The following is a 14,698-nucleotide window of genomic DNA, read 5'->3' on the forward strand; positions in this document are numbered from 1 at the left end:
GTTACGGGACGATCAGCGGGCCGGGGTGCGGCCGGCCCGGCCCGGGGCCGTACTACGCGCCGCGCAGGGCCTGTTCGAGAATCGCTGCGCCCTCTTCCGCCTCCGCCACGGTCAGGGTGAGCGGGGGCGCGATCCGCAGCACGCTGGTGTTGTGGCCGCCGCCCTTGCCGAGCAGCAGCCCGCCCTCACGCGCCGCCTCAAGGACGGCCGTGGCGGTCTCCGGGGCCGCTTCCCCGGTGCTGGGCCTGACCAGTTCGACACCGATCATCAGCCCCCGGCCGCGCACCTCGCGTACCGAGTCGACGCAGGCGCCGATCGCGCGCAGCCGCTCGATCAGCAGTCCGCCGACCCGGCGGGCATTGCCCTGGAGGTCGTGCTCCAGTACGTACGAGAGGTTCGCGAGGCCGGCCGCCATGGTGACCGGGCTGCCGCCGAAGGTCGAAATCGAGTTGGCGTCCAGGCAGTTCATGATCTCGGCGCGGGCGACGACCCCGCCGATGGACATGCCGTTGCCGATGCCCTTGGCGAAGGTGAACATGTCCGGCGGGCCGTTCTCGGCGTGCGCCTGCCAGCCCCAGAAGTGCTCGCCGGTCCTGCCCCAGCCGGTCTGCACCTCGTCACTGATCCACAGGATGCCGTGCCGGTCGAGGACCCGGCGGAACGCCGCGTACAGCCCGTCCGGAGGGGCGGTGAAGCCGCCGACGCCCTGGATCGGTTCGGCGATCAGCGCGGCGGGCGCGCGGGTGTGCCCGAGCAGGTCCTCCAGATCGGCGACACAGGCCTCGATGAACCGCTCGTCGGTGAGGCCCGCGTACGGACCGCGGCTGCGGACGCCGCCGTGCACGTACAGCGTCTGGAGCGGGGAGAGGCTCGTGGGCGACCAGCCGCGGTTGCCGGTGACGGAGACCGTGGAGAAGGACCGGCCGTGGTAGCTGTTGCGCATCGCCAGGATCTGGTTCGAGGCGCGGTACGCGGTCGCCAGCAGCAGCGCGGTGTCATTGGCCTCGGTGCCCGAGGTGGTGAAGAAGACCCGGGCGTCCGGGATGCCGGAGAGGGCGGCGATCCGCTCTGCGAGTTCGACCATCGGACGGTTGAGGTAGAGCGTGGAGGAGTGGATGATCCGCCCGGCCTGCTCGCTCACCGCCTTGGTGACCTCGGGGAGCGCGTGGGCGGTCATGGTGGTGAGGATGCCGCCGAAGAAGTCCAGATAGCGGTTGCCCTCGGAGTCCCAGACATGGCGGCCCTCGCCGTGGGTGATCTCGACGGGGCGGTCGTAGTAGAGCGCCAGCCAGTCGGGGAGCACCGCGCGGTGGCGGCCGTACAGTTCGTCGGCGGGCGGCTGCGTCACGGCTTCACCAGTCCTTCGTACGCGTCGGGGCGGCGGTCCCGGTAGAACGCCCACTGCTGGCGCACCTCGTCGATCAGCCCGAAGTCCAGGTCCCTGACGAGGAGTTCCTCGGTCTTGTCGTCGGCGGTGTCACCGACGAACTGGCCGCGCGGGTCGACGAAGTAGCTCGTCCCGTAGAAGTCGTTGTCGCCGTACTCCTCCTGGCCGACCCGGTTGATCGCCGCGATGAAGTACTCGTTGGCGACGGCCGCGGCGGGCTGTTCGAGCTGCCAGAGGTAGGCGGAGAGACCGCGGGAGGTGGCGGAGGGGTTGTAGACGAGCTGCGCGCCGTTCAGCCCGAGCTGGCGCCAGCCCTCGGGGAAGTGGCGGTCGTAGCAGATATAGACACCGACGCGGCCGACCGCGGTGTCGAAGACCGGCCAGCCGACGTTGCCCGGCTTGAAGTAGTACTTCTCCCAGAAGCCCTTGACCTGCGGGATGTGGTGCTTGCGGTACTTGCCGAGGTACGAGCCGTCGGCGTCGATCACCGCCGCGGTGTTGTAGTAGAAGCCGGCTCCCTCGATCTCGAAGACCGGGACCACGATGACCATTCCGGTCTCCCGGGCCAGCTCCCGCATCCTGCTGACGGTCGGGCCGTCGGGGACGGGCTCGGCCCAGCGGTAGTGTTCCGGCTCCTGCACCTGGCAGAAGTAGGGCGCGTTGAACACTTCCTGGAACCCGATGATCTGCGCGCCCTGCCGGGCCGCCTCGCGGGCGTGCTCCTCATGTTTGGCGATCATTGACTCGGTGTCGCCGGTCCAGGTCGCCTGGACAAGTGCGGCGCGTACGACTCTGGCCACGAGCTGCTCCTTCGGCGGGGCGGCGATAGCTCTACGCCCGTAGACACGATGCGTAGGAGGAGAACCTAAGCCCCGTCCCACACAGGGGCAAGACCATCGTCGTTAACCCGCAGAGTCGATCAAGTTTCACACCCGAGCGGTCGACACCGCGCGATTGTGGTCCGAACGAGGGGTACGGCGGGGGTGCGGCGGGGGGTGCCACAGGAGCGGGCGAGGCTTTACGGCAAGGGTACGGCGAGCGGTACGGAGGGGGGTACGGCGAGCGTCTCAGGCGTCCGCGATCCCCGCCACCCGCAGGGCGTGGACGACATCGCGTTCGCGGGCCACGGAGACCTCGCGGGCGGCTTCGATGAGCTGCGGGACCAGCCGGTGCGGGTCGGGCGCGGCGACCAGGACGGCGTCCTCCGGCGCGCGGGCCTGCACAAACGCGCAGAGCAGTGCTCTCGCCTCGTGCGCGCGGCCCGCGCCGCCCAGCGCGAGCACGGCGTCGGTGATCTCCTCGGCCGGGCGGGAGACACCCTGGCGCAGAAGCTGGCGGCAGTCCTCGTCGCGGCCGGCCGCGGAGAGCGCGCCCGCGGCGGCGGCGAGCTGGGTGGGCGGCAGGAACGCGGCCTCCCAGAGCAGCTCGGCCCAGTCGGCGCCGAGTCCGGCGCGGTGCAGTTCGTCGGCGAGCAGCGGGAGCTGTCCGGGCGGGCGGCCCGCGGCCTCGCAGAGCACGACATGCGCCTCTCCGCTGCGGCCGCCGGCGCGCAGCGCGGCCAGGGTCCTGACGAGTTCGGCGGCGGCCCGCAGGTCCTCGACGGAGGGCTCGGGCGGGGCCTCGGGCAGGGCCGCGGCGACGGGTGCGCCGCCGAAGCGGGCGCCGCGCGGGGTGGCGGGGGCGGCGGCGGGCGGCGGCACGGGCAGCGCGGGCGCGGGCGCGGCCTCCTCGGCCTCCTCCTCGACTTCGAGTCCGGCGAACCGGGCGCCGCGCGGCTTGCGCTTGGGCGCGGACGCGCGCTTCTTCTCCTTGGCGTCCTTGGGGTCCTTTGCCTCCTTCGCACCTTTCGCAGCGGCGGCGGGGGCAGGGGCGGGGGTCTCGGCCGGGGCTCCGGCGCGCCGCCCCTCCTCGACCCACTGGGGAACGTCCTTCGTACGGACCGCTCCTGATGGTGCGTCAGGACCAGCTTCGCGGTCAAAGACCGAGGGCTCCTCCGCGCGGAACCACCCCTCCGGCGCCAGCGGGCGCGGAGTCGGAGTGGCGCGGCCCGGCGTGGTCAACGATGTGAGCCTGGCACGGAGTTCGGCGACGCGGGCCGTCGCGCGGGCGTGGTCGTCACGTATCCAGGCCAGTTCATGGCTGAGCTGCCGGGCCTGCGGGGTGTCCTGGGGAGCTGTACGGAGCAGCCGCCCCAGCTCCTCGGCCCGGCCCGCCAGGTACGCCTGCTCGCGCAGCATCAACTGAAGCCGTTCGGAGAGCGCTTCGGCGCCGCCGGACCGCCGGTCGTACGCCGCCGCCGAGGCCGCGTGCAGCCGTCGCGCCCGCGCGCTCTCGCGTGCCGCGTCCTGAGGGTCGCGCCCCGCCGCGTAGTCCTGGAGCAGTGAGTCCACGACGTCCCAGGGCGGGATCTCCGTACCCTCGAAGCAGGCGCGCAGGCCTTCGGGATCACGCTCGCGGAAGACTCCGTACCAGCCGTCGCCCGGATCCAGGAGCGCCGTGAGATCCCGTAAGTACCTCGCGAACGCCCCGATCTCCGCCGGGAGTTGATGCACCGCCATCGCTGCCCCGTCCCTGCCTTTGCCGAAGGGAACCTTTCGGTCCGCTGCATTCGACCTCAGTCGTGTTACAGGACGGCTACAGACTGTTTTCCGGGACGGTGCGGACCACTCGCTGCGACGGTGCCCGACGGGTCAGAACGTGACAGCGATACCGATCTGGGGACGATTGCTGCCCCGCACCAGCCTCGCGGGCCAGTCGATCGTCCAGAACCGCCAGGTGTATTTGCGGGAGAGCATCCCCCGGATCCGTTCGGTGGCGGACTCGTCGAGCAGCCGCGCCGTGCCCTGGGCGGTCGGCGCGCCCTCGGCGATCCGCCCGCGTACGTCGCACACGGCCACAACGACCCGGCCGTTGTTGCGGATCCGCTTGACCTTCCCGGTGTTCGTCCTGGTCCAGATGAACAGTTCGCCGCCCTCCACCGCGTGCCAGACGGGGGTGGCGACAGCCGTTCCGTCCTTGCGGTAGGTGGTGAGGCTGATGTAGCGGCTGGGGGCTATGTCGTCCAGAGTCGTCACGGGCCGGAGCCTACGCCGTGGCGGGATCGCCCCGGTAGCCCCCTCCGTCACTCCTCCACCAGCTCTCAGGCGCCGCCGGCGGGGGTGGCCGGCGCGCGGTCAGACCGGGACCGGAGCGCAGTTCACGGCGATCTCGTCCATCGACAGTCCGAGCGCGCCCGCCAGCGCGGCCACGGTGAAGAACGCCGGGGTCGGGGCGCGGCCCGTCTCGATCTTGCGCAGGGTCTCGGCGGAGAGTCCGGCGACCGCCGCGACCTCCACCATGCTGCGCGCGCCGCGCGCCTCGCGGAGCAGACGGCCGAGCCGCTCGCCGCGCTCGCGCTCCTGGGGGGTGAGGGGAGTCCGTACCATTCCGTCATTCTAATACCGTTGCGCAAGCGTGCCCCACCCCAAGGCGACCGGTATAGTTATTGGAATGGTGGAGATCAAAACCGATGCGTCCCTCGATTCCATGCGTGCCGCGGGCCGGGTCGTGGCCCAGGCGCTGACCGCGGTACGCGAGGCCGCGGCCGTGGGAGTCACCCTGCGCTCCCTCGACGAGACCGCGCGCACCGTGCTGCGCGAGGCCGGGGCCGGCTCGCCCTTCCTCGACTATCACCCCGCCTGGGCGCCCACGCCCTTCCCCGCCGTCATCTGCGCGTCCGTGAACGACGCGATCGTGCACGGCATCCCGGACTCGTCCCGGCTGCACGACGGCGATCTGGTGAGCATCGACTGCGGTGCGGTGCTCGACGGCTGGGTGGGCGACGCGGCGGTCAGCTTCACGGTGGGCCGCGCCCGCCCCGACGACCTCCGGCTGATCGACACGGCCGAGGCGGCGCTGGAGGCGGGGATCGCGGCGGCCGTCGTCGGCAACCGCATCGGGGACATCGCCCATGCGATCGGGCGGGTCTGCCGCTCGGCGGGCTACGGCATCCCGGACGGCTTCGGCGGCCACGGGGTGGGCCGCTCGATGCACGAGGACCCGGGGGTGCCGAACGAGGGGCGGGCCGGGCGCGGCCTGCCGCTGCGCCACGGGATGGTGCTGGCGATCGAGCCGATGCTGATCGGCAGCGGCACGGACCGGCACTTCACGGCACAGGACGGCTGGACGGTCCGCACCCTGGACTCAAGCCGGGCGTCCCACGCGGAGCACACGGTCGCGATCACGGACGACGGCCCGAGGATCCTGACGGCGCTCTGATCGGGATCGTCCGGCCGCCGGTTTGCCATCGAGCGCCATACGGGCCGGACAGGGCCCAGGCACCAACCGGCTGCGGGCGGGCGAGGCCCCGCGCGCCGGACGGGCCGCGGGCCGGACTGCCCGGTCCCGTCCGGCGCACGAGGTTACACAGTCAGCGCTTGCCGCCCGACGGCTGTACCACCATCGCCGAGCCCCCGCCCCTGCGGACCTTCTCCGCCGCCGCCAGCCAGCGGCCGTCCGGCAGCCGCTGCACCCCGGTCGCCGCGCCGATCTCCGGGTTCTGCGTGAACACGTGCCCCAGCGCCTCCAGTTGCGCGCGCACCGGGCTGTTCCACAGCCCCGGCTCCAGCTCCGTCGCCGCCCCGTTCCGCTGGCTGGCGCGCGGCGCCGCGATCGCGTCGACCAGCGGCAGCCCCCGGTCCAGATGGCCGGTCAGGGTCTGGAGCACGGTGGTGATGATGGTCGCGCCGCCCGGCGAACCGAGCGCCAGCACCGGCCGGTCGTGCGCGTCGAGCACGATCGTCGGGGAGATGGACGAGCGCGGCCGCTTCCCGGGCCCCGGCAGATTCGGGTCGTGGACCGCCGGGTTCGCCGGGGCGAAGGAGAAGTCCGTCAGCTCGTTGTTGAGCAGGAAGCCGCGCCCCGGCACGGTGATCGCGCTGCCGCCCGTCGACTCGATGGTCAGCGTGTACGCGACGACATTGCCCCACTTGTCCGCCGCCGTGAGATGCGTGGTGTTCTCGCCCTCGTATGTCGTCGGCGCTGCGGTCCCGCGGGCCGTGCACGGCGTGGGATGCCGCGGATCGGCGGGCGCGAGCGGGCTCTTGAGGACCGCGTCGTCCTTGATCAGGCACGCGCGCGAGTCCGCGAACCGCTGCGACAGCAGCTCCTTGACCGGTACGTCCTCGAAGGCCGGGTCGCCGAGCCAGCGGCCCCGGTCGGCGAACGCGATCCTGCTCGCCTCGATGAACCGGTGCAGATAGCCCGCCTCGCTCGCCCGCGAAAGCTTGGTGCCCTCAAGGATGTTGAGGGCCTCGCCGACGCTCGTACCGCCCGAGGACGACGGCGCGATGCCGTACACGTCGAGACCGCGGTACGAGACCTTCGTCGGCGCCTGCCGCTTCGTACGGTACGCGGCCAGATCCCGGGCGGTGAGGTCGCCGGAGCGTACGACCCGGGTCGAGGCGGGGTCGACGGGCGGCTTGCGCACCGTACGGACGATGTCGTCGGCCAGCTTGCCGCGGTAGAGCGCGTCGGCGCCCTTGCGGCCCAGTTCCTCGTATGTACGGGCCAGATCGGGGTTCTTGAAGACCGAGCCGACGACGGGCAACTGGCCGCCGGGCAGGAAGAGTTCGGCCGAGGCCGGGAAGTCCGCGAACCGCGCCTGGTTGGCCTGGGTCTGCGAGCGGAAGGTCTCGTCGACGGTGAAGCCGTTCTTCGCCAGCCGCTCGGCGGGCTTGAGGAGTTGCCCGAGCGGCCTGCTCCCCCACGCGTCGAGGGCGGTGTCCCAGGTGGCGGGGGTGCCGGGCGTGCCGACGCTCCGGCCGCTGGTGACCGCGTCGGCGAACGGGATCGGCTTGCCGCCCTCCAGGAAGAGCGAGCTGTCGGCGGACTTCGGCGCGGTCTCACGGCCGTCGATGGTCCGTACCGTACGGGACTTGGCGTCGTAGTAGACGAAGTAGCCGCCCCCGCCGATGCCCGCGGAGTACGGCTCGGTGACTCCGAGGGCGGCCGCGGTGGCCACGGCTGCGTCCACCGCGTTGCCGCCCTGCCTGAGCACCTCGATCCCGGCGGCCGAGGCGTCCGCGTCCACGCTGGCGACCGCTCCCCCGTACCCCGCCGCCACCGGCGTCTTCACGGGCGTCCCCGCCGGCCCCGCCGTCCTTGGCCCCGGCGCCGCCGAGACCGAGGAAGGCGGCGCGGGCGCACAGGCCGAGAGCAGGGCAGCGGTGGTGACGGCCAGAACCGAGACATTCCACGCGGCGGAGCGACGCATCCGTACCTCCAGTCAAGAACTGTCGGGGCAGCGTAACTTCAGCACCCCCGCGCCGTCAGGACCGTCTCGAACGATGTTCGCGTCATGCCTATACGATGCGCGCCCATGACTGACGACATACGCAACATCGTGCTGGGCGTGGTCGCCGCGGGCGTCAGCGCCGCTCTGGGCTGGATCGTCCGTACTTCTCTGTGGCGCCGCAGGCTCCGCCGCAAGCAGGCGTTCTTCGGGCTGCCGAAGAACTCCGAGTGTCTGCTGGTCGTCAATCGCGAGGCGGGCGGTGACGGTGCGGTGCACCGCCACGACGTCTTCGCGCTGCTGGAACTGGCCGCCCTGATCAAGGACTGCGGGGCGCACGCCGAGATCATCCAGCACGACACCGCCCGCCAGGGGTTCGGCGAGCGTACGGAATTCTGCCTGGGCGGCCCCGCCTCCAACCGGCGTATGGCGGCTCATCTCAGCTCGCTGCTGCCCGGCGTCAAGGTGACCACCGACCCCGAGCCCAAGACCGACCGGGGCGCCTTCCAGATCGGCACCGAGCGCTATCTCGCCGAGCCGGGAGTCGCGGAACATGTGCTGCTTGCGCGGCTGACCGCCGGGGAGGGGGCGCGGCCCGTCTTCCTCTTCTGCGGGCAGCGCGCCATCACCAACCAGGCCGCCTCGCGCTATCTGGCCCGCCACCACGAGCGGCTCGCCCGCAAGTACGGCGACTCCTCGTTCTGTCTGCTGCTGAAGGTGGTCAACTCGCAGGCGTACGGCCCTGATGTGGTGGAACTGGTCGCCGACGTGACCCGCGCGGCCCGGGAGCCCGCCGTCTGAGCCGGTGGGCGCACCACGAGAGCAGCATGCACATCCCGATGTAGACCGGCGAGATCACCATCACCACCGGGATGAACGGCACGTCGTAGTCGAGGTTCGAGGCGATGAGCTTTCCCGCGTGGAGGAACTCCTCGTAGGTGATCAGATAGCCGAGCGAGGTGTCCTTGAGGGCGACCACGAGCTGGCTGATGATCGCGGGCAGCATCGCGCGGACCGCCTGCGGCACCAGGACGTACGTCATGACCTGCGTCTTGCGCATGCCGAGGGCGTACGCGGCCTCCCGCTGCCCGCGCTCCACCGAGTTGACTCCGGTACGGAACACCTCGGCGAGCACCGAGCCGTTGTACAGCGTCAGACCCGCCACCAGCGCGGGCAGGGCGCGTACCTGGAGCGCCACGAAGATGAAAAAGATCATCACCAGGACGGGCATGGCGCGGAAGAACTCGACCACGGCGGTGGCGAGCCACCGTACGGGCCGGTGCTCGGAGAGCCGGCCGCAGGCGAGGACACCGCCGAGGACGAGCGAGAGCACCGCGGCGCAGACGAAGGCCAGCAGGGTGTTGGCGAGTCCGCGCAGCAACAGCTCCTGGATGCCGCGGTATTCGAAGGGCCGCCACTTGGCGGCGGTGAACTGGCCGGTGGCGAAGAGGAGTTGGACCACCCAGGCGAGCAGCGCGGTGATCGCGGCCGTCGCCGCGAAACCGTACAGGCGGTGGCGTCGGCGCGCCTTGGGGCCCGGGACGTCGTAGAGGGCCGTCGACTCGGCCGCCACCGGCCGCACCGTACCCACCGGGCTCACCGGGCTCACCGGGCTCACCGGACCAGTCCCCAGCGCTTCTCCAGCACGTTGAACAGCGCGCTGATGGCCAGCGTGATGACCAGATAGCCGGCCGCGATCCACACGAAGGTCCAGATGATGCTGAAACCCCTCTCATTGAGGGTTCTGTAGGTGCCGAGCAGCTCCGTGACACTGAACGCCCCCGCGATCGCCGAGTTCTTGGCGAGGGCGATCAGCGTCGAGCCGATGGGCGGGATGACGGTACGGAACGCCTGCGGCAGGATCACCGCGCCCAGGGTCTGGCCGAAGGTCATCCCGAGACCGCGGGCCGCCTCGCCCTGCCCCTTGGGTACGGTGCTGATGCCCGAGCGCAGCACCTCGCAGATGAACGCCGAGGTGTAGCAGCCGAGCGCGAGGACCGCGAAGAGCTGGAAGGGCAGCACAAGTCCGAAGCGCGGCAGGCCCAGCAGGACCGCGAAGAAGAGCAGGGTCAGCGGGGTGTTGCGGAGCACGGTCACCCATACGGTGCCGACCGCCCGCAGCGACCGTACGGGCGCCACCCGGCAGGAGGCCATCAGGAATCCGAGGGCCAGCGCGAGCAGCGAGGCGTAGACCGTCAGCTCGACCGTGCCGAGGAAGCCCTCGCCGTAGAGGGAGAAGTTCTCGGTGAGTACGTCCATGGCGGCTGCCTCACTTCGCCGGGTAGCGGTCGATGGGCGGGGGCGGCGCCGGCGCGCGGCCGGACAGGCCGAGGGTCGCGTCGTACGCCCTGCGCCAGTCGCCGTTCTTCTCACGCGCCGCGATGGCGTCGTCGAGCGCGAACCGCAGGGCGGAGTCGCCGCGCGGGACGCCGATGCCGTACGGCTCCTTCGAGAAGGGTCTGCCGACCACTTTCAGCACGTCGGGCACCTTGGCGGCGTAGCCCATCAGAATGGTGTCGTCGGTGGTGACGGCGTCGACCTGGAAGGTCAGCAGATTGTCCACGCAGACCGAGTAGGTGTCGTACGAGACGAGTTCGGCGCGCGGGTAGTCGTCCTTGATGCGCTGGTACGGGGTGGAGCCCGCGGCCGAGCAGACACGTTTGCCGTCGAGGTCGCGCGGGCCTTCGATGCCGTGCTCACCGGTCCGTACGAGGAGGGACTGGCCGGCCAGATAGTAGGGGCCCGCGAAGCCGACGAGCTTCTTGCGCTTGGCGTTGATGGTGTAGGTGCCGACGTAGTAGTCGATCTGCCCGTTCTGCAGGGCGGTTTCGCGGTTCGCCGAGGCGATCGTACGGAAGCGGATCCCGTCCGGGGCGAAGCCGAGGGAGGCCGCGGTCATTTTCGCGATCTCGATGTCGAAGCCGGAGTAGACACCGGTGGCGGGGTCCTTCTCGCCCATGTACGGCTGGTCCTCCTTGGCGCCGACGACCAGATGCCCGCGCCTCTTCGCGGCGGACCAGGTGGGCGAGGCGGGGAGCCGGAAGCCGGGGTCGACCCGGTAGCGGGGCAGGGAGCCGGGGCTGGGGCCCTTGACGGGCGGGCTGCCGGCCTTGCCGCAGCCGGCGCCGGAAGCGGCGGCCAGGAGCACGAGCGGGGCGAGCGCCAGCGCCGTCAGGGTTTGTTTCGTATGCGTACGCGTCGTACATGTGACGGCGGCCATCTGCGGGGTCAGGCCTCCGCCGCCTCCGCGTACACCTGGGACAGCTCGGGCGCGCCGTTGACCGCCCAGTCGAGTCCGGCCTCGACCACCTGGAGCTCGCGCCCCGACGCCAGTCGCACCACCGGGTGCCCGCCCGGCCAGATGTGCCAGACCGCGCCGGGGACGGTACGGACGATCACCGTGCCGAGATAGAGCCCCGCGTCATTGCCCAGCCAGGGCAGCTCCTCGGGATCGTCGCGCCAGCGCGGCGGCAACTGGTCGAGCGCCTCCAACGAGGCCGGGGAGTCGTCCAGTTGGAGACCCTCCCGCCCCGCCCGGACACGGAGCAGCTCGCACTCGGAGAGCAGCTCGGCCACCCCCTCCGGCTCACCGCGGACGGCGGCGGCGAGCGAGGTGCCGCGATCACCGCCGTGCCGCTTGCGCCAGTTGTCCAGAAAAGGAATGTTCATACCGCTCAGAGTGCCATTCCCCCCGCCGGTCCACCATGGGGCACGCGGGGCGGCAACGCCTGGACAGCCGCCAAAGGGTGTTGCAGAAGGCTGTGGGGCCTGTCTTTCACAGCCCCTGGACGTCGAGATCGACCACCACCGGGGCGTGGTCGGAGGCGCCCTTGCCCTTGCGCTCCTCCCGGTCGACATAGCTGTCCTTGACGGCCGCCGCGAACGGCGCGTTGCCGTAGACCAGGTCGATGCGCATGCCCCTGTTCTTGGGGAAGCCCAGCTCGCGGTAGTCCCAGTAGGTGTACGGGTGGGCGTACTTCAGCGGGCGGGGCACCACATCGGAGAGGCCCTCCTCGCGCAGGGCCGCCAGCGCGGCGCGCTCCGCCGGGGTGACATGGGTGGCGCCCTCGAAGAGCGAGATGTCCCAGACGTCTTCGTCGGTCGGCGCGACATTGAAGTCGCCGAGGACCGCGAACGGGCGCGCGCCCGCCGTACCGTCCGCGACCGCCTTCCGCAGCGCCTCGAACCAGCGCAGCTTGTACGCGTAGTGGTCATGGCCGACCTCGCGGCCGTTCGGCACATAGACCGACCACAGGCGGACCGGGCCGCAGGTCGCGGAGATGGCGCGCGGCTCCGCCACGCCCTCGTACTGAGGCCCGTCGGGCAGGCCCCTGACGACATCCGTCAGACCGGCCCGGGAGATCAGCGCCACTCCGTTCCACCGCCCGGTCGCGTGGACCGCGGACTCGTATCCCAGCTCACGGAGCGGGCCGGCGGGGAACTGCTCCTCGGTGCACTTGGTCTCCTGGACGCACAGCACATCCGTGCCGCTGCTCTCCAGCCAGGCCAGCAGCCGGGGCAGCCGAGCGGTGATCGAATTGACATTCCAGGTCGCGATGCGCATGCGGACAGCCTATCGGCGGGGTCGGACAGTGGGCGTCCGGCCGGATCGGCGGCGCCCGCGGCCCGCCCGCTCGCGGGTCGGATCCCGTCCGGTCCCGCCCGGTCCCGTCGGGTCTCGACGGATCCCCTCAGATCCCCCAGATCCCCTCGGATTCCGTCAGAGCTCGGCGGAACCGCCCGGTGCCAGCCTGAAGTGGTCGGCGCCGCTCAGATTGGTGAGATGGGTGTCGTAGACGGGCCGGGCCAGCTCGGTCAGCAGCGCGTCATGGATGTCGTACGTACGGAGCGGCTTGACCTCCCGTACGTACTCGATCACCTCGGCGATCTTGTTCCAGGGCGCCATCACGGGGAGCATCAGCGTCTCGACCGGCTCGTCGGGGACGGTGAGCGCGTCGCCGGGGTGGAAGACCGAGCCGTCCACGACGAAGCCGACATTGGTGATCCGCGGGATCTCCGGATGGATCACGGCGTGCAGCTCGCCGTGCACCCGTACCTCGAATCCGGCCGCGGTGAAGTGGTCGCCGTGGCCGACGGTGTGCACCCGGCCGGGGAAGGCGGCGGACACCTGTTCGGCGACGCTGCGCAGCGTCCACAGCTCGGCCGCCGGGTTGCCCTCCAGGGCCGCGCGCAGCCGGCCCTCGTCGAAGTGGTCGGGGTGCTCATGGGTGATGAGGACGGCGTCCGCGCCGACGGCGGCGTCCTCCTCGGTGAAGACGCCGGGGTCGATGACCAGGGCGCGCCCGTCCTTCTCCAGCCGGACGCAGGAGTGCTTCTTCTTGGTGAGCTTCACCGGTGACCGCCTCTTCTCTGGTCTCTGGAGCCTCTGGTGGATGCCTCTGGGGTTTAGCGGCCCCTATTGCCGGGCTTGCTGAGCCCCCTTTGCCGGGCCCGTTTCGCTGAGCCCGTTTCGCTCGGCCCCTTACGCCATCGTCCTACGCCTCGGGTCTCGTCTCCTCCTGGATCACGGTCCGCGCCACCCGGAACGCCGTGTTCGCGGCCGGAACCCCGCAGTAGACGGCCGACTGGAGCAGCACTTCCTTGATCTCGGCCGGGGTGAGGCCGTTGCGCAGCGCGGCCCGGGTGTGGAAGGCCAGCTCCTCCACGTGTCCGCCGGCGATCAGCGCGGTCAGGGTGATCGCGCTGCGGGTGCGGCGGTCCAGGCCCTCCCTGGTCCATACCTCGCCCCAGGCGTAGCGGGTGATCAGCTCCTGGAAGTCGCCGGCGAAGTCGTCCTCGTCGGCCATGGCCCGGTCCACATGGGCGTCCCCGAGGACCTGGCGGCGTACCCGCATACCCGCCTCGTACGGGTCGGGCCGCGCGGCTGATACGGCCCGGGGCTGCTCGGCGGGGGCGATCTCGGCGACCGGCCCGGCCGGCGCGGAGACCGCGGGCTGGATCATCCGGTCGGGCAGCACGGTCAGACCGGTGGAGGTGTCGGACGGGTTGTACCAGGCCGTGGAGAAGTGGTGGACGAGCAGATCGGTGACGGCGGCGGGCTGCTCGACCGGCGCGAGATGGGAGGCGCCGGGCACCAGTGCGAGCCGGGCGTCCGGTATCCCCGCGACCAGGGTGCGCGCCTCGGCCGGTCCTGTGACCTTGTCCTCGGCACCGACCAGGACCAGCGTCGGTACGGCGATACGGCCCAGCTCGGCGCGGATGTCGAAGGCGGCGAGCGCCTCGCAGGCGGCTATGTAGCAGCCGGGGTCGGTGGTGCGGACCATCTGGACGGCCCATTCGACGATGGCCGGCTGGGCGGCGGCGAAGTGCCCGGTGAACCAGCGCTCGGGCGCGGTACGGGCCATCGGGTCGAGACCGTTGGCCCGTACGATCACCCCGCGCTGGCGGAACTCGTCGGCCGTGCCGAACCGGGGCGAGGCGGCCACCACCGCGAGCGAGGCGATCCGGTCGGGCCTGCGCAGCGCCAGCTCGGCCCCGACGGCGCCGCCGATGGAGCAGCCGACGTACCCGAAGCGCTGCACCCCGAGCCCGTCGAGCGTGGCCAGCAGCCGTTCCGCCAGCTCGGGAATGCTGGTGGCGGGGTGCGCGGGCGCGCCGCCATGGCCCGGCAGGTCGTAACGGATCACCCGCCACTGGCGGGCCAGCTCGGGCACCTGCCGGTCCCACATGTGCCAGGTGGTGCCGAGGGAGGGCCCGAGGACCAGGACGGGGGCGTCCTCCGGGCCGTCCATGCGGTATTGCAGGGTCTTAGTCATCGTCTCACTCACCCGCTCACGCTCCCATATCCCGCGATTTCCCACGGGAGAGGGTCGGGACACCGGCCGGCAACGCCACGCGCGCTTGACATCGGGGTGCCCCGCCCACCGGGCAAGGAGATGATCCGGCACCCCGCTGTTCGCGAGGTACCTGAAGCAACTCGCGCGTGCATCGTACAAGCGGCCCCGCCGAAGCACGTTCTCGGCCATGATCCGAGGCCGACGCGCGGCTGCCCGGAAGGCCTGCCGCCCCGTCCGTCTCGC

15 protein-coding genes are annotated in these 14,698 nt (G+C 71.5%); 2 read left to right on the forward strand and 13 right to left on the reverse strand.

The annotated features are described in order from the left end of the window. Positions 1–52: 52 nt before the first annotated feature. From ACFU9P_RS19095 to ACFU9P_RS19115, 5 genes are all read right to left on the reverse strand, one after another. Positions 53–1,348 (reverse strand): aspartate aminotransferase family protein, encoded by a 1,296-nt coding sequence (locus ACFU9P_RS19095; protein ID WP_384082145.1) that lies wholly within the window; start codon positions 1,346–1,348, stop codon positions 53–55. Beyond that, positions 1,345–2,187 carry a nitrilase-related carbon-nitrogen hydrolase gene (locus tag ACFU9P_RS19100; protein WP_384082148.1) on the reverse strand — a complete coding sequence of 281 codons (843 nt, stop codon included), beginning with the start codon at positions 2,185–2,187 and terminating at the stop codon, positions 1,345–1,347. Before ACFU9P_RS19100 ends, ACFU9P_RS19095 begins: the two co-directional genes overlap by 4 nt. A gap of 267 nt (positions 2,188–2,454) precedes the next feature. Continuing rightward, positions 2,455–3,945, reverse strand: a complete 1,491-nt coding sequence (locus ACFU9P_RS19105) for a hypothetical protein (RefSeq protein ID WP_384082151.1) — start codon at positions 3,943–3,945, stop codon at positions 2,455–2,457. 132 nt (positions 3,946–4,077) lie between these two features. After that, positions 4,078–4,461, reverse strand: a complete 384-nt coding sequence (locus ACFU9P_RS19110) for a PPOX class F420-dependent oxidoreductase (protein ID WP_384082154.1) — start codon at positions 4,459–4,461, stop codon at positions 4,078–4,080. A 99-nt stretch (positions 4,462–4,560) separates the two neighbouring features. Beyond that, a complete protein-coding gene (locus ACFU9P_RS19115) occupies positions 4,561–4,812 on the reverse strand; it encodes a helix-turn-helix domain-containing protein (RefSeq protein WP_384082156.1) in 252 nt (83 codons plus the stop codon). A 64-nt stretch (positions 4,813–4,876) separates the two neighbouring features. On the opposite strand from ACFU9P_RS19115, the gene map reads away from it, so the two are divergent. Further along, positions 4,877–5,644 (forward strand): type I methionyl aminopeptidase, encoded by a 768-nt coding sequence (map, locus tag ACFU9P_RS19120; RefSeq protein ID WP_384082159.1) that lies wholly within the window; start codon positions 4,877–4,879, stop codon positions 5,642–5,644. 151 nt (positions 5,645–5,795) lie between these two features. Here the strand turns inward: map and ggt are convergent, their stop codons facing one another. After that, positions 5,796–7,640: a gamma-glutamyltransferase gene (gene ggt, locus ACFU9P_RS19125; protein ID WP_384082162.1), complete on the reverse strand. Its 1,845-nt coding sequence runs from the start codon at positions 7,638–7,640 to the stop codon at positions 5,796–5,798. Between the two features lie 105 nt (positions 7,641–7,745). Here ggt and ACFU9P_RS19130 point away from each other — a divergent pair, with 105 nt between their 5' ends. Then, positions 7,746–8,459 (forward strand): hypothetical protein, encoded by a 714-nt coding sequence (locus ACFU9P_RS19130; RefSeq protein ID WP_376380817.1) that lies wholly within the window; start codon positions 7,746–7,748, stop codon positions 8,457–8,459. Here the strand turns inward: ACFU9P_RS19130 and ACFU9P_RS19135 are convergent. The 7 genes from ACFU9P_RS19135 to pcaC all read right to left on the reverse strand — a co-directional run bounded on the left by ACFU9P_RS19135 (position 8,380) and on the right by pcaC (position 14,446). Then, positions 8,380–9,258 (reverse strand): amino acid ABC transporter permease, encoded by an 879-nt coding sequence (locus ACFU9P_RS19135; RefSeq protein ID WP_384082684.1) that lies wholly within the window; start codon positions 9,256–9,258, stop codon positions 8,380–8,382. The two genes, ACFU9P_RS19130 and ACFU9P_RS19135, sit on opposite strands and share 80 nt — an antisense overlap. 14 nt (positions 9,259–9,272) lie before the next feature. Beyond that, positions 9,273–9,917, reverse strand: a complete 645-nt coding sequence (locus ACFU9P_RS19140) for an amino acid ABC transporter permease (RefSeq protein ID WP_384082166.1) — start codon at positions 9,915–9,917, stop codon at positions 9,273–9,275. Between the two features lie 10 nt (positions 9,918–9,927). Then, complete coding sequence (locus ACFU9P_RS19145) at positions 9,928–10,878, reverse strand: glutamate ABC transporter substrate-binding protein (protein ID WP_384082169.1); 951 nt, start codon at positions 10,876–10,878, stop codon at positions 9,928–9,930. 8 nt (positions 10,879–10,886) lie between these two features. Beyond that, positions 10,887–11,327 carry a DUF6278 family protein gene (locus ACFU9P_RS19150; protein WP_046502235.1) on the reverse strand — a complete coding sequence of 147 codons (441 nt, stop codon included), beginning with the start codon at positions 11,325–11,327 and terminating at the stop codon, positions 10,887–10,889. Between the two features lie 106 nt (positions 11,328–11,433). Next, positions 11,434–12,222 carry an exodeoxyribonuclease III gene (locus ACFU9P_RS19155; protein WP_384082173.1) on the reverse strand — a complete coding sequence of 263 codons (789 nt, stop codon included), beginning with the start codon at positions 12,220–12,222 and terminating at the stop codon, positions 11,434–11,436. Positions 12,223–12,378: 156 nt separating this feature from the next. Next, the gene (locus tag ACFU9P_RS19160; RefSeq protein WP_376380804.1) at positions 12,379–13,011 is read right to left on the reverse strand and encodes an MBL fold metallo-hydrolase; all 633 of its coding nucleotides are present in this window, start codon (positions 13,009–13,011) and stop codon (positions 12,379–12,381) included. Positions 13,012–13,153: 142 nt separating this feature from the next. Beyond that, positions 13,154–14,446: a 4-carboxymuconolactone decarboxylase gene (gene pcaC / locus ACFU9P_RS19165; RefSeq protein WP_376380801.1), complete on the reverse strand. Its 1,293-nt coding sequence runs from the start codon at positions 14,444–14,446 to the stop codon at positions 13,154–13,156. Positions 14,447–14,698: the final 252 nt, after the last annotated feature.

Origin of the sequence: Streptomyces sp. NPDC057617, from assembly GCF_042800555.1 — a bacterium.
Taxonomy (GTDB): domain Bacteria; phylum Actinomycetota; class Actinomycetes; order Streptomycetales; family Streptomycetaceae; genus Streptomyces.